Below are 12,774 nucleotides of genomic sequence, written 5' to 3'. Positions count from 1 at the left end.
TGGCGCGCGGCGCCCCGCCGGCGTCAGGTCTGGTTCTGGGTCGCGCTCCAGGCGCCGCCGCCTTCGACGGTTCCGGACATCGCCGCGCCGTCGACCCGGCCGGTGTAGCGCTTGCCCTCCGCGGTGAAGGTGATCTCGGCTCCGTTCATCTTCGCCTCCGTGATCGGCGTCGACTTGCCGTCCTTCACCAGCGCGCCGGTCAGCATCTGGTACTTCTGGCTGAGCCGCAGCGCGCCGCCGTCGAGGCGCCATTCGCCCTCGACCTTGGCGGGCACGACCCATTTCAGCGCGCGGCAGAAGCTCGAGCAGCCGCTCGCGGCCTGCGCGGTCTCGTCCGGCTGCCAGTCGCCCATGTCGAAGCTGTTGGAGACCACCCGCGTGCCCGGCCTCATCTCCAGAATGGTCGGGCGGAGGCGGATGTTGAGCTCCGTCAGCAGGAACAGCGTGACGACGGAGGCCTTGGAGAAGTCGGTCTCAAAAATGTCGCCCTGCTCGAAGGTCGCGGTCTCGGCGACGCCTTCCGCCTTCGCGGCCTTGCGGGACAGCGCCACCATGTCCGGGTTGAACTCGACGCCGTGGGCGCGGACGCCGCGCTTGGCCGCCGTGATCACCGTGCGGCCGTCGCCGGAGCCGAGATCGACGAGGTAGTCGTCCTTGGTGACCTTGGCCATCTCCAGCATGCGGTCGACCAGCGCCTGCGCGGTCGGCACCCAGACGACATCCTTGCCCTCCTGGCCGGAGGACGGCGTGTATTCGGTCGCGGCCGCGGGCGCCTCCGCGGCGGTCTGGGCGAACGCGCCGCCGAAGGTGAGCGCGGACAGCGCGCCGGCGAGCAGGGCCGTGCGTAGCTTGGTCATGGGGGGCTCCTGGTGGGGGGATGTCAGTCGCTGAGCCCGACGGCGGCCGGCAGCGGCCCGCCCTCGGTTTCGGTCCGCGGCTCGCGCCGCCGGAACAGGAGAAGCGGCACGCCCGCGGCCAGGACGCCGAGGCCGAACAGGCCGGCGACGCCGGTGTAGGCGATGCTCGCGTGCAGCATGTAGAGGCAGGTGAGGCAGAACAGGATCGGCGTCAGCGGGTAGAGCGGCGTCCGGAACGGCAGCGCCCGGCCCGGCTCGCGCCAGCGCAGCACAAACACCGCGAGGCCGACCAGAAGCAGGAAGCCCCAGAACACCGGCGCGGTGTAGTCCACCATCGCCTTGAAGCCGTCGCGGGTCGCGGCGCCGACCGCCACCAGCGCGAGCGCCACGACCGCTTGCGCGATCAGCCCGTTCGCGGGGGTGCGGCCGCGCTCGTCCCACTTGCCCACCCGCGGCAGCAGGGTCATGTCGCGCGCCATCGCGTAATAGACCCGCGCGCCGGTGAAGATGGTGGCGTTGAGCGTCGAGACCGCCGCCACCACGATCGCGAGGCTGACCACGATGGAGCCTGCGGGGCCGGCGACGACGCCCATCATGTCGGCCGCGACCGCGTCCGACCCGCGCAGGCCCTCGAGCCCGAGGATCGACAGCAGCGCGAGGTTCGCGAGCACGTAGAGCGTGACCAGCACCAGCGTGCCGAGCACCAGAACCTTCGCGATGTTGCGGGCGGGGTCCTTCAGCTCGCCGGTGAGATAGGCGGTCTCGTTCCAGCCGCCGTAGGTCAGCAGCACGAAGATCATCGCCATGCCGAGCGAGGCGGTCTCAGGCGCAAGCGCAGGGGCCGGCGGCGGCGCCTCGGCCGAGCCGAGCAGACCGAAGGCGATGATCGCGAGGATCGCCAGGATCTCCGTCGCGGTCATGGCGATCTGCAGCGTCTTGCTCTCAAGGGTGCCGATCACGTTCACGCCGGTGAAGACGATGATGGCGATCGCGGCGTAAAGCGCCGGGCCGTAGGGCCCGAGCGGAAGAAGTTGCGCGAGATAGTCGCCGAGCACGAAGGCGACGCCCGCGATCGCGCCGGTCTGGATGACCGAGCCGCGCGCCCAGCCGAACAGCATGGCGACCGGCTTGCCATAGGCGCGGGAGAGGAAGTGGTATTCGCCGCCCGCGTTCGGATGCGCCGCGGAGAGCTCGGCGTAGCAGAGCGCGCCGATCAGCGTGATCACGCCGCCCGCGACCCAGACGGCCACGAAGGCCAGCTCGCTGCCGACGTTCGCGGCCACCAGCGACGGCGTGCGAAAAATCCCGATGCCGACGACGAGACCGACCATGATCGTCGTCGCGTCGAACACCGACAGCGACGGGCGGGGCGTTGAATCTGGGGAAGCCGGCATTCGATCCTCGCGGGAGCGACCGCTTGCGGCGAGGGCGGGATCGGCGTTGCGATCCGGCGGCGCGCCGCGGCGGCGAATTCAGGTCGGGCGTTGTCGCGCCTGAATTTGTCCGAACGCTTTGCGTTAGAAGTCCCTTTTATTGAACTTTCCGTGAGACGTGTCGCAGACTGTGCCGAAGGCTGAACGCTGACATACTTTGATACATTGAGCGGCGACTTATGTCGGCCCGACGCGTACCGCCCGCCCCGGCGGGATTACGCGCCGAGGCGCCGTTCAAATCTGTGAATTCGGGTGACGGGCCGATGGCGACGCGGGCCGAAACGCGTTCGTCGTGGTCCGGCTTGACTGGACCATCCATCCCGGACGTGGAGCGCGACGCCCGAGATGGGTCCTCCGGTCAAGCCGGAGGACGACGAGCAGCGTGGGGAGACGGCGGAGCGCGGAGAGGAGCGGTCCGGCTTTCTGCGGCGCCGCTAGCGGCCGAGCGCCTTCAGCAGCGCGGCCTCGAACTCCGCCGGGGCCTGGACATGCGGGGAGTGGCCGAGCTCCGGAAACTCGACCAGCTCGGCGCCGGGGATGGCTGAGGCGGCGGCCTTGCCGAGCGCGGGATAGTCGCCAAGCGTCTTCGCGATCTCGGGCGCGGCGCGGTTGGCGCCGGGGGCGGTGCGGTCGGTCAGGCCGATGAACAGCGTGGTCGGGACCTTCAGCTTCGGGAGCTCGTAGACCACCGGCTGGGTGAAGATCATGTCGGAGGTCAGCGCGCTCGCGCGCATCACCGCCTCCTTGCCCGGCCCGGCGTACATGCCGAACGACATGTCGACCCAGCGATCGTAAGCCGGCTTCCATTCGCCGGAATAATAGAACTTGAGCTGATAGGCCTTGATCGCCTCGGGGCTGGTCTTGCGCTCGCCTTCCAGCAGTTTGTCAATGGTGGCGTAGGGCACGCCCTTCGCCTTCCAGTCCTCGAGCCCGATCGGGTTGACCAGGACGAGCCGCTCGGTCGCGGCCGGGAAATCCAGCGCGTAGCGGGTCGCGACCATCCCGCCCATGGAGTGGCCGAGCACGACCGAGCGTTCGACGCCGAGGGAGGCGAGCAGCGCGCGCGTGTTGGCCGCGAGCTGGTGGAAGGAATACTGGTAGCCGTCCGGCTTCGAGGATTTGCAGAAGCCGATCTGGTCGGGCGCGATCACCCGGAAGCCGGCCTTGGCGAGCGCGGCGATCGCGCTCTCGAAGGTGGCGGCGCAGAAGTTCTTGCCGTGGAGCAGCAGCGCGACGCGGCCGTTGGCGGCCCCGGTCGGGGCGACGTCCATATAGGCCATCTCGACCGGCTTCGTCTGCGACGTGAAGGCGAAGCGGCGGACCTCGTGCGGGTAGTCGAAGCCCTCGAGCTGCGCGCCGTAGCCCTCGGCCTGCGCGGGCGCGGCGAGGATCGCGCCGAACAGCGCCGCCGCGGCGGCGAGCCTCGCCAGGATCACAGCGGGTCGCGCGGCAGGCGGCTGATCTGCGCGGGCGCAGGCGGCGGCGAAGCCGGGCTGTCGGCCTGGGTCGCGCCGAGGATGGCGCCGGGCTGGCCGCCGCTTCCGGCCTGGACCAGCACGGCGACGCCGTCGGTCTCGGGCCGCGCGACCTCCTCGATCGGCACCTCGAACTTGGCCGGCGCGCCGTCCCAGGCGCCGAGCCGCACCATCTTCCGCACCACGTTGGCGTAGGTCACCGTGCGGCCGGCGTTCTCGCCCCGGCCGATCTGCACCGTGCGCGAACGCTCGATCGCGAAGGCCCAGACCTCGCCGTGACGCTCCGGGATCGGGCGGCGCGCCGCCTCGACCGCGACCGCGACGCGGCCCTCCTCGACCTTGAGGCGCACCGGCAGCGCGAACGGGTTCTCGACGGCCTCGGCGCGGGTCACGGCGCCCGCGACCGCGGCGCCGTCGCCGCCGATCGCGGTCTCGCGGCCGTTCACGACGATCTGCGGCGTGAACACCTTGCGGTCGCCGCGCGCCATGGCGTAGGCGCGCTGGCGGGCGGAGTTGGCCGGGCTCGCCAGCGTGTCCTTCCAGCCGAGATAGTCCCAGTAGTCCACCGGGAGCGTCAGCACGAGGTTGGCCGGGTCGCGCGCGAGCTCCGAGGCCAGCCGGTCCGCCGGCGGGCAGGACGAGCAGCCCTGGCTGGTGAACAGCTCGATCACGCCGCGCGGGCGGGGAGCGTCATCGGCGAACGCGCCGGTCGCGGCGGCGAAGGTCGCGGCGAGGGCAAGGGGGATGACGCGCATGATGGAGCACCACGGGGTAGGACGGTAGGCCGCCCCAAGATAGGGCCTCTCTCCGATCGCCCGCCACTCACACTGCGGTGACGCCGCAGGATGTGAACGCTGGACGGCCTTCGCGGAGCAAGGGCGCCGGGCGCCGTCCCGCGGGGACGCCCGGCCGGCCGAGCCTCGCCTCAGGCGGCGAGGCTGCGCAGCACGTAGTGCAGGATGCCGCCGTTGCGGAAGTAGTCGAGCTCGTCGAGCGTGTCGATGCGGCAGAGCAGCGGCACGACCTGCTTCGTGCCGTCGGCGGAGGTGATCTCGGCCTCGAGCGTCACGCGCGGCTTCAGGCCCTCGGCGAGGCCGTGGATCGTGACCGTCTCGTCGCCCTTGAGCCCGAGCGTCTGCCACGACACGCCCTCCTGGAAGGTCAGGGGCACGACGCCCATGCCGACGAGGTTGGAGCGGTGGATGCGCTCGAACGACTGCGCGATCACGGCGCGCACGCCGAGCAGGTTGGTGCCCTTCGCCGCCCAGTCGCGCGACGAGCCGGTGCCGTACTCCTTGCCGGCGAAGACGACCAGCGGCACGCCCTCCGCCTTGTACTTCATGGCGGCGTCGTAGATCGGAAGCTGGTCGCCATCGGGGAAGTGCTTGGTGACGCCGCCTTCGACTCCGTCCAGCATCTGGTTCTTGATGCGGATGTTGGCGAAGGTGCCGCGCATCATGACCTGATGGTTGCCGCGCCGCGTGCCGTACTGGTTGAAGTCGGCCGGCCGCACCTGATGGTCGCGCAGATATTCGCCCGCAGGGCTCGCCTGCTTGATCGAGCCCGCCGGCGAGATGTGGTCGGTGGTGATCGAGTCGAGGAACAGACCGAGGATGCGGGCGTCGTCGATGTCGGTGATCGGCTCCGGCTCGCGCTCCATGCCCTCGAAATAGGGCGGGTTCTGCACGTAGGTCGAGGTGTCGACCCAGGCGTAGGTCTCGCCCTTGGGCGCGTCGACCTTCTGCCAGTTCTCGTCGCCCTTGAAGACGTCGGCGTACTTCTCCTGGAACATCGCCTTGGTGACGTTCTCGCGGATGAAGGTCGCGACCTCCTGGTTCGAGGGCCAGATGTCGCGAAGATAGACCGGACCGTCGGTCCCCTCGCCCAGCGGCTCGGTGGCGAGGTCGATCTGCAGCGAGCCCGCCAGCGCGTAGGCGACGACGAGCGGCGGCGAGGCGAGGTAGTTCGCCTTCACGTCCGGGTTCACGCGGCCTTCGAAGTTGCGGTTGCCGGAGATGACGGCGCCCGCCACGAGGTCGTGGGAGTTGATCGCCTCGGAGATCGGCTCCGGCAGCGGGCCGGAATTGCCGATGCAGGTGGTGCAGCCGAAGCCGACGAGGTTGAAGCCGAGCGCGTCGAGGTCGTCCTGCAGGCCGGCCTTGTCGAGATAGCCCTCGACCACCTGGCTGCCCGGCGCGAGCGAGGTCTTCACCCATGGCTTCGACTTCAGGCCCTTGGCGACCGCGTTGCGGGCGAGCAGGCCCGCCGCGATCAGCACGGAGGGGTTCGACGTGTTGGTGCAGGAGGTGATGGCGGCGATCGTCACGTCGCCATGGCCGAGATCGAAATCCGTGCCGGCGACGGGGACGCGCTTGCCCGCCTCGCCCGGCTTCTTGAACTCGCCCTCCAGCGCCGCGAGGAAGCCGGCCTTGGTGTCCTTCAGCAGCACGCGGTCCTGCGGGCGCTTCGGGCCGGCGAGCGAGGGCTCGACCGAGCCGATGTCGAGCTCCAGCACGTCGGTGAAGACCGGGTCGGGCGTGTCGGCGTCGCGCCACATGCCCTGCGCCTTGGAATAGGCCTCGACCAGCGCGAGCCGGTCCGGATCGCGGCCGGTCTCGTCGAGATAGGCGAGCGTCTCGGCGTCCACGGGGAAGAAGCCGCAGGTCGCGCCATATTCCGGCGCCATGTTGCCGATGGTGGCGCGGTCGGCGAGCGAGAGGTGGTCGAGGCCGGGTCCGAAGAACTCCACGAACTTGCCGACCACGCCCTTCTTGCGCAGCATCTGGGTGACGGTGAGCACCAGGTCGGTCGCGGTGATGCCTTCCTTCAGCTTGCCCGTGAGCTTGAAGCCGATCACCTCGGGGATGAGCATGGAGACGGGCTGGCCGAGCATGGCCGCCTCGGCCTCGATGCCGCCGACGCCCCAGCCCAGCACGCCGAGGCCGTTCACCATGGTGGTGTGGCTGTCGGTGCCGACGCAGGTGTCGGGATAGGCGACGGCCTCGCCGCCGACATCCTTCGTCCAGACCGTCTGGGCGAGGTATTCGAGGTTGACCTGGTGGCAGATGCCGGTGCCGGGCGGCACGACGCGGAAGTTGTCGAACGCCGACTGGCCCCATTTCAGGAAGCGGTAGCGCTCGAGGTTCTGCTTGTACTCCTCGTCGACGTTCTTCTTGAAGGCGGAGTCGTCGCCGAAGAAGTTGACGATGACCGAGTGGTCGATGACGAGGTCGACCGGCACCAGCGGATTGATCTTCTTCGGGTCGCCGCCGAGGTTCACCATCGCGTCGCGCATCGCGGCGAGGTCGACGACGGCGGGCACGCCGGTGAAGTCCTGCATCAGCACCCGCGACGGGCGGTAGGCGATCTCGTATTCGGTCTTGCCGCGGTTCTGGAGCCAGTCCTTGATCGCGGCGATGTCCTCTTTCTTGACCGTCCGGCCGTCCTCGAAGCGCAGCAGGTTCTCGAGCAGGACCTTCATAGAGAAGGGCAGCCGCGAGACGCCCTCGAGCCCGTTCGCCTCGGCGTCGGGGATGCTGTAGTAGCGGTAGCTCTTTCCGTTCGCCGACAGGGTCTTGGCGGCCTTGAAGCTGTCGGGATGGGACACGGGTGTCGAGCTCCTTGGGCAGGGCGGAAACGCCGTCGCAGGAGGCGAGCGGCGGGTGCGCCGGGCGATGTCGCGTGCGGTGCACAAGACATAAATGCTGGCTCGTTATAGGGGAAGTGGCGCGCAGGTTGAAGACGTTACAGATACGTGCGAACGCGCTTGGCAGGCATCCGAATTCGGGGGCCGCTCGAACCATTCCAGCGCCGAAGGAGGCCCGGCCATGCGGCTGATCGCGGACCGGCTCGGCGTCGATCGCGGCGGCCGCGCCATCCTGCGCGACGTCTCCTTCGCCGTCGCCGGCGGAGAAGCGCTCAAGGTGGTCGGCCCGAACGGCGCCGGCAAGTCGACCCTGCTGCGCGCGCTCGCCGGGCTGATCGCGCCTGTCGAGGGCGCCGTGCGGCTGGACGGCGGCGATCCGGACGCCCCGCCGCGCGAGGCCATGCACCTGCTCGGCCATCTCGACGCCGTGAAGGCGGGCCTGAGCGTGCGCCGCAACATCGTGTTCGCCCGCGACGTTCTGGGCGGCGAAGGCGACGTCGACGCCAGCCTCGACCGCGTCGGGCTGGGCGCGCTCGCCGACCTGCCGGGCTCGGTGCTGTCGGCCGGTCAGAAGCGGCGGCTCGCGCTCGCCCGGCTGCTGGCCGCGCCGCGCCCGGTCTGGCTGCTCGACGAGCCGACGGCGGCGCTCGACGCGAGCGGCCAGGCGCTGCTCGGCGAACTGGTGGCGGAGCACCGGGCGAAGGGCGGCCTCGTGGTGGCCGCGACGCATCTCGACATGGGTTTTGAGGCGGCGCGGCTGGAGCTGGGGGCCGCCGCCGCGGCGGTCTCCTGAGCCATCACCGGCGGGACGTCTCCTCCCCGCGGCGCGGGGAGGAGACGGGCCGACCGCTTTTCAGGCTCATATCAGTCCAGAACGGCCTTGCCGTTGGCGTCGACGTTGACCTCCTTGGTGCCGTCGGCGCCGGCGACGTGGATCTCGTAGGCGACCGTCTCGCCGTCGCGCTCGACCTCGGCGTCGATCGCCTTGCCCTTGCCCGCGGTCTCGGCCGCGGCGATCGCGTCCTTGAGCTGCGTCGAGGCCTTCTGGAACGCCTCCGGCTTCAGCATCGTGAAGTACTTCTCGAAGGTCTGCTCCTCCTCGCCCGTCACCTGGCCCGAGTTCGGATCGACGTAGTACTCGGTGAGCTTGTCGCCGCCGGCGCTCAGCACCTTCACTTCCCAGCGCCCGCCGTTGTCGTCCTCGAACTCGACCTCGGTCGCCTTGCCGCCGCTCTTCGCCTCGGCGGCCTCGAGCGCCTGAACCAGCGACACCTTGGCGTTCTTGGCCATTTCGGTGGAGTCCGCGAGCGCCCCCGACAGCGGCGCGGCGGCGACGCCGGCGGCGAAGAGCGACGCGAGGATGAAGGACGACCTGGTCATCGGATATCTCCATGCGTGGGCGGCGGGGGCCGCCCTGGGCATGCTGAACGCGCGAGCGCTTGCTATGTTTCGCGCCGGCGGCGAAGAAACGCCGCCTTTTCCGTTCGCCGCCGCCCCGAGGAGCGTCCCATCCCGTCCGCATCCCCCCGCCCGCACGGCGCCCGCCCATGAGTTCGCCGCTCGCCGCCGTGCTCCGGCGCGACCTCGCGCTCGCCCGCGGCGGCGGGGGCGGGCTCGGGCTGGTGTTCTTCCTGCTGGTCGTGACGCTGACGCCGTTCGCGGTCGGGCCGGACCTCGCGCTGCTTGGCCGGATCGGCTCGGCGATCCTGTGGCTCGGCGCCCTGCTCGCGACCCTGCTCGGGCTTGACCGGCTGCTGCAGGCCGACCACGAGGACGGCGGGCTCGACCTCATGCACCTCGCGCCGGCCTCGCTCGAGCTTATGATCGCCGCCAAGATCTTCGCGCACTGGCTCACGACCGGGCTGCCGCTCGTGGTCGCCGCGCCGCTGTTCGGCGTGATGCTTGGCGTCGGGCCGGAGGCGACGCTGAAGGTCGCGGCGGCGCTCGCGGTCGGCACGCCCGCGCTCGCCTGCCTCGGCGCGGTCGGCGCGGCGCTCACCGTGGGCCTCCGCCGCGGCGGCCTGCTCGCGCCGGTGCTGATCTTGCCGCTCGCGATCCCGGTGCTGATCTTCGGCGTGGCCGCGAGCGACCCCGCGGCCGAGACCGCCGGCCCGCTCGGCGTGCTGGCGGGACTGGCGCTCGGCTACGCCGTGCTGGGCCCGTTCGCCTCCGCGGCGGCGCTGCGGCTGCTGCGTGATTGACATTTGAACGTGTTGCGACGGATGGCCGGTTGCGGGCGCCGGCCGTTCGGTTCTAGGAGTCCAGCCGACGAACAGGCGCGCCGCGGACAGGGGACGCGCCGTTCCGCCGGAAATTCCCCACATTCGGCGCTTTAGTCCGGACGGGCATCGCGGCGCCGGAGCGCCTTCGCGCCGACGCCCGAGCGACGACAGACGAGACATGCCGATCCTCTCCGCCATCACCTCGCTCGCCAACCCGTCGCGCTTCGCGTCCTTCGCCGACCGCGCGCTGCCCTGGGCCGCCGGCGTCACCGCGGTCCTGTTCGCGGCCGCGCTCTATCTCGCGCTGTTCGTCGCGCCGCCGGACTACCAGCAGGGCGAGACGGTGCGGATCATGTTCATCCATGTGCCGTCGGCCTGGCTCGCCATGTTCGCCTACGTGCTGATGGCGGCGGCGAGCCTCGGCGTGCTGATCTGGCGCCACCCGATCGCCGACGTGTCGGCCAAGGCCGCGGCCCCGCTCGGCGCCGCCTTCACCTTCCTCGCCCTCGCCACCGGCTCGCTCTGGGGCAAGCCGATGTGGGGCGCCTGGTGGGTCTGGGACGCGCGGCTCACCTCGTTCCTGATCCTGTTCCTGATGTATCTCGGCCTGATGGCGCTGCGCTCCGCGATGGAGGAGCCGTCGCGCGCCGCCAAGGCCTGCGCGATCCTCACCCTCGTCGGCTCGGTCAACATCCCGATCATCAAGTTCTCGGTCGACTGGTGGAACACGCTGCACCAGCCGGCCTCCGTGATCCGGGCCGGCAAGCCGACCATGGACGTCTCGATCCTGATCCCGCTGCTGGTGGCGGCGCTCGCCTTCACCGCGCTGTTCACCACCCTGCACCTCGCCGGCATGCGCACCGAACTCATCCGCCGGCGGCTTCGGACGCTGCGCCTCACCACCGCGGCCCGCGCGACGCTCGCCCCGGAGCCCGCGGAATGACCGGCCCGCACGCCGCCTTCATCATCGCCTCCTACGCCATCGCCTTCACGGTGATCGCCGGCCTCATTCTCTGGACGGTCGCGGACTGGCGGCTGACCCGGCGCGCGCTGGCGGAGCTCGAGGCCCGCAGCGGTCGCCGGCGTCCCGACGGCGGGCGGACATGAGCGAGGCCCCCTCCACCGGGGCGCCGTCGCTGCTGCGCCGGGCCCTGTTCGCGATCCCCTTCGTGGCGGTCGCGCTCGGCGCCTGGTTCTTCTACGCCTCGCTCGTCAGCGGGCGCGATCCGTCCGCCCTGCCCTCGGCGCTGATCGGACGACCCGCGCCCGAGCTCGCGCTTCCGCCGCTCGCGGGACTGCTGCTCGACGGCAAGCCCTCGCCCGGCTTCGACGGGACCGATCTCGCCGACGGCGAGGTCAAGCTCGTCAACGTGTTCGCGTCGTGGTGCGGGCCGTGTCGGGTCGAGCACCCGGTCCTCGTCGACCTCAAGTCCAAGGGCGTGCGGCTGTTCGGGCTGAACTACAAGGACACCGCTGAAAACGCGCGCCGGTTCCTCGGCGGGCTCGGCAATCCCTACGAGCGGGTCGGGGTCGACCCCAACGGCCGCGCCGGCGTGGAATGGGGCGTCTACGGCGTGCCCGAGACCTTCGTGGTCGACGGCGAGGGCCGCATCCGCTTCAAGTTCGTGGGCCCGCTGACGCCGGAGGCGGTGGCGAAGACGCTGTCGCCTGAGATCGCCAAGGCGCGCGCCCCGGCCCCGCAGGCCTCCGCGCGGTAGCGGAAGGCATAGGTCTTCCGGCCACCGCTCCCCCTCACCCGGATGACTGCGTCATCCGGGTGAGGGGGAGCGATCGCGGGGGGCGTCGCTCAGACCTCGGACTTGATCTTCTCGAACTGGCCGGACTTGCGGTAGCGCCAGAGGTAGTTCGGGACGATCGAATCGACCGCGGTCGGGACGACGCCGAGGCCTTCGAGCGTGCGGCCGGCGGCGACCGCCTCGGCGGAGACCACGTTGTCGGTCTCGAGCATCACGACCTGGTCCTCGGTCAGCAGCGCGCCCGACAGCTTCTCGAGGATGCGCCCCTGAAGCTTCGCGAGGCCGAACGGCAGGTTGACCAGCGGCCGGCTGCGGCCCGTGACCTTCAGCACGTAGCGCAGGATCTCCTCGAAGGTGAGGACCTGCGGCCCGCCGAGCTCGTAAGCGGGGCCGCCCGCAGCCTCGCCAGACGCGCCGAGCGCCACGGCGCGGGCGACGTCGCCGACGAACACCGGCTGGAACCGGGTTTTGCCGCCGCCGATCAGCGGCAGCGCCGGCGCGATGCGCGCCATGCCGGCGAACCGGTTGAAGAAGCTGTCTTCGGGGCCGAACACGATCGAGGGCCGGAGCACCACGGCGTCGGGATACACGTCCTGGACCGCCTGCTCGCCCGCGGCCTTGGAGCGGCCGTAGGCGGCCTTGCCGGCCCGGTCGGCGCCGATCGCCGACATCTGCACGAAACGCTGCGCGCCGGCTTCGGCCGCGGCCTCGGCCACCAGCCGGGGGCCGGTCGCCTGCACCGCCTCGAAGCTCTGCTTGCCGCTCTCGGCCAGGATGCCGACGAGGTTCACCACGGCGGAGGCGCCGGCGACCGCCTGCGCGACCGATTCGGGAAAGCGCAGATTCGCCTGCACCGCGGAGATCTGGCCGACGCCGCCGAGCGGCTGCAGGTGGCCGGCTAGATCCGGCCGGCGCACCGCGACCCGCACCCGCCATCCGTCGCGGGCGAGCGCCCGCACCACATGACGCCCGACGAAGCCCGAGCCGCCGAACACGGTGACGAGCTTGTCCCCGACCGGACGCGGGGATTGGCCGAGCGCCATGGCGCGAGCTCCTTGGAAAAGATCGAAACCGCGCGAAGAGGTAGAGCATCGTCCGAAGGGCGTAAAGCGCGGTCGCGGGCGCAAGCGCCATTGACAGGACAGGGGTCGACCCCCTAAGACCCGCCGCGAGCCCAGGTGGCGGAACTGGTAGACGCGCACGGTTCAGGTCCGTGTGGGTAACACCGTGGAGGTTCGAGTCCTCTCCTGGGCACCACATCCGCGCCTCAGCGCCGCGAAACGATCTTCGCGGCGCTGAGGCGCGTTCGCGTTCTGCGCGCGCCGGACGCCGGCGGCCGATTGCACCCCCGCCGTTTCTCCGACGCGCCGTGTCTTCGGTTAGG

At 70.8% G+C, this 12,774-nt stretch carries 12 protein-coding genes and 1 tRNA gene; 6 read left to right on the top strand and 7 right to left on the bottom strand.

The window, feature by feature from the left end:
• Nucleotides 1-23 precede the first annotated feature (23 nt).
• From ACFSCV_RS17485 to acnA, 5 genes are all read right to left on the bottom strand, one after another.
• Nucleotides 24-857 (bottom strand): SAM-dependent methyltransferase, encoded by an 834-nt coding sequence (locus tag ACFSCV_RS17485; RefSeq protein ID WP_378800862.1) that lies wholly within the window; start codon nt 855-857, stop codon nt 24-26.
• Nucleotides 858-880: 23 nt separating this feature from the next.
• Nucleotides 881-2,251, bottom strand: a complete 1,371-nt coding sequence (locus tag ACFSCV_RS17480; RefSeq protein ID WP_378800861.1) for an APC family permease — start codon at nt 2,249-2,251, stop codon at nt 881-883.
• A 473-nt stretch (nt 2,252-2,724) separates the two neighbouring features.
• Nucleotides 2,725-3,723, bottom strand: coding sequence for an alpha/beta fold hydrolase (locus tag ACFSCV_RS17475; RefSeq protein WP_378800926.1), 999 nt, complete (start codon nt 3,721-3,723; stop codon nt 2,725-2,727).
• A complete protein-coding gene (locus tag ACFSCV_RS17470) occupies nt 3,723-4,520 on the bottom strand; it encodes a DUF1223 domain-containing protein (RefSeq protein WP_378800860.1) in 798 nt (265 codons plus the stop codon). Before ACFSCV_RS17470 ends, ACFSCV_RS17475 begins: the two co-directional genes overlap by 1 nt.
• Nucleotides 4,521-4,690: 170 nt before the next feature.
• Entirely contained in the window at nt 4,691-7,372 is a 2,682-nt protein-coding gene (acnA, locus tag ACFSCV_RS17465; protein WP_378800859.1) for an aconitate hydratase AcnA, read from the bottom strand.
• Between the two features lie 220 nt (nt 7,373-7,592).
• Here acnA and ccmA point away from each other — a divergent pair, with 220 nt between their 5' ends.
• A complete protein-coding gene (gene ccmA / locus ACFSCV_RS17460) occupies nt 7,593-8,204 on the top strand; it encodes a heme ABC exporter ATP-binding protein CcmA (RefSeq protein WP_378800858.1) in 612 nt (203 codons plus the stop codon).
• A gap of 71 nt (nt 8,205-8,275) precedes the next feature.
• Here the strand turns inward: ccmA and ACFSCV_RS17455 are convergent, their stop codons facing one another.
• Nucleotides 8,276-8,791 carry a PepSY domain-containing protein gene (locus tag ACFSCV_RS17455; RefSeq protein WP_378800857.1) on the bottom strand — a complete coding sequence of 172 codons (516 nt, stop codon included), beginning with the start codon at nt 8,789-8,791 and terminating at the stop codon, nt 8,276-8,278.
• Nucleotides 8,792-8,958: 167 nt separating this feature from the next.
• Here ACFSCV_RS17455 and ccmB point away from each other — a divergent pair, with 167 nt between their 5' ends.
• From ccmB to ACFSCV_RS17435, 4 genes are all read left to right on the top strand, one after another.
• The gene (gene ccmB / locus ACFSCV_RS17450) at nt 8,959-9,612 is read left to right on the top strand and encodes a heme exporter protein CcmB (RefSeq protein WP_378800856.1); all 654 of its coding nucleotides are present in this window, start codon (nt 8,959-8,961) and stop codon (nt 9,610-9,612) included.
• Between the two features lie 199 nt (nt 9,613-9,811).
• Nucleotides 9,812-10,576 (top strand): heme ABC transporter permease, encoded by a 765-nt coding sequence (locus tag ACFSCV_RS17445; RefSeq protein WP_378800855.1) that lies wholly within the window; start codon nt 9,812-9,814, stop codon nt 10,574-10,576.
• Complete coding sequence (ccmD, locus tag ACFSCV_RS17440) at nt 10,573-10,740, top strand: heme exporter protein CcmD (RefSeq protein ID WP_378800854.1); 168 nt, start codon at nt 10,573-10,575, stop codon at nt 10,738-10,740. The genes ACFSCV_RS17445 and ccmD overlap by 4 nt, the downstream gene beginning before the upstream one ends.
• Complete coding sequence (locus ACFSCV_RS17435; RefSeq protein WP_378800853.1) at nt 10,737-11,351, top strand: DsbE family thiol:disulfide interchange protein; 615 nt, start codon at nt 10,737-10,739, stop codon at nt 11,349-11,351. The genes ccmD and ACFSCV_RS17435 overlap by 4 nt, the downstream gene beginning before the upstream one ends.
• 89 nt (nt 11,352-11,440) lie before the next feature.
• Here the strand turns inward: ACFSCV_RS17435 and ACFSCV_RS17430 are convergent, their stop codons facing one another.
• Nucleotides 11,441-12,433: a complex I NDUFA9 subunit family protein gene (locus ACFSCV_RS17430; RefSeq protein ID WP_378800852.1), complete on the bottom strand. Its 993-nt coding sequence runs from the start codon at nt 12,431-12,433 to the stop codon at nt 11,441-11,443.
• Nucleotides 12,434-12,562: 129 nt separating this feature from the next.
• On the opposite strand from ACFSCV_RS17430, the gene ACFSCV_RS17425 reads away from it, so the two are divergent.
• Nucleotides 12,563-12,647 (top strand) — tRNA-Leu (locus ACFSCV_RS17425).
• Nucleotides 12,648-12,774: the final 127 nt, after the last annotated feature.

Origin of the sequence: Methylopila henanensis (assembly GCF_042681025.1) — a bacterium.
GTDB classification, from domain to species: Bacteria; Pseudomonadota; Alphaproteobacteria; order Rhizobiales; family Methylopilaceae; genus Methylopila; species Methylopila henanensis.
Note: the sequence above shows the minus strand (reverse complement) of the source record. Positions and strands in the feature narration are given on the sequence as shown.

Coding starts and splice junctions, on each gene's coding strand:
- ccmD (WP_378800854.1), top strand. CDS start 10,573: ATGACCGGCCCGCACGCCGCCTTCATCATCGCCTCCTACGCCATCGCC.
- ACFSCV_RS17445 (WP_378800855.1), top strand. CDS start 9,812: ATGCCGATCCTCTCCGCCATCACCTCGCTCGCCAACCCGTCGCGCTTC.
- ACFSCV_RS17480 (WP_378800861.1), bottom strand. CDS start 2,251: ATGCCGGCTTCCCCAGATTCAACGCCCCGCCCGTCGCTGTCGGTGTTC.
- ccmA (WP_378800858.1), top strand. CDS start 7,593: ATGCGGCTGATCGCGGACCGGCTCGGCGTCGATCGCGGCGGCCGCGCC.
- ACFSCV_RS17430 (WP_378800852.1), bottom strand. CDS start 12,433: ATGGCGCTCGGCCAATCCCCGCGTCCGGTCGGGGACAAGCTCGTCACC.
- ACFSCV_RS17470 (WP_378800860.1), bottom strand. CDS start 4,520: ATGCGCGTCATCCCCCTTGCCCTCGCCGCGACCTTCGCCGCCGCGACC.
- ACFSCV_RS17435 (WP_378800853.1), top strand. CDS start 10,737: ATGAGCGAGGCCCCCTCCACCGGGGCGCCGTCGCTGCTGCGCCGGGCC.
- ACFSCV_RS17455 (WP_378800857.1), bottom strand. CDS start 8,791: ATGACCAGGTCGTCCTTCATCCTCGCGTCGCTCTTCGCCGCCGGCGTC.
- ACFSCV_RS17485 (WP_378800862.1), bottom strand. CDS start 857: ATGACCAAGCTACGCACGGCCCTGCTCGCCGGCGCGCTGTCCGCGCTC.
- ccmB (WP_378800856.1), top strand. CDS start 8,959: ATGAGTTCGCCGCTCGCCGCCGTGCTCCGGCGCGACCTCGCGCTCGCC.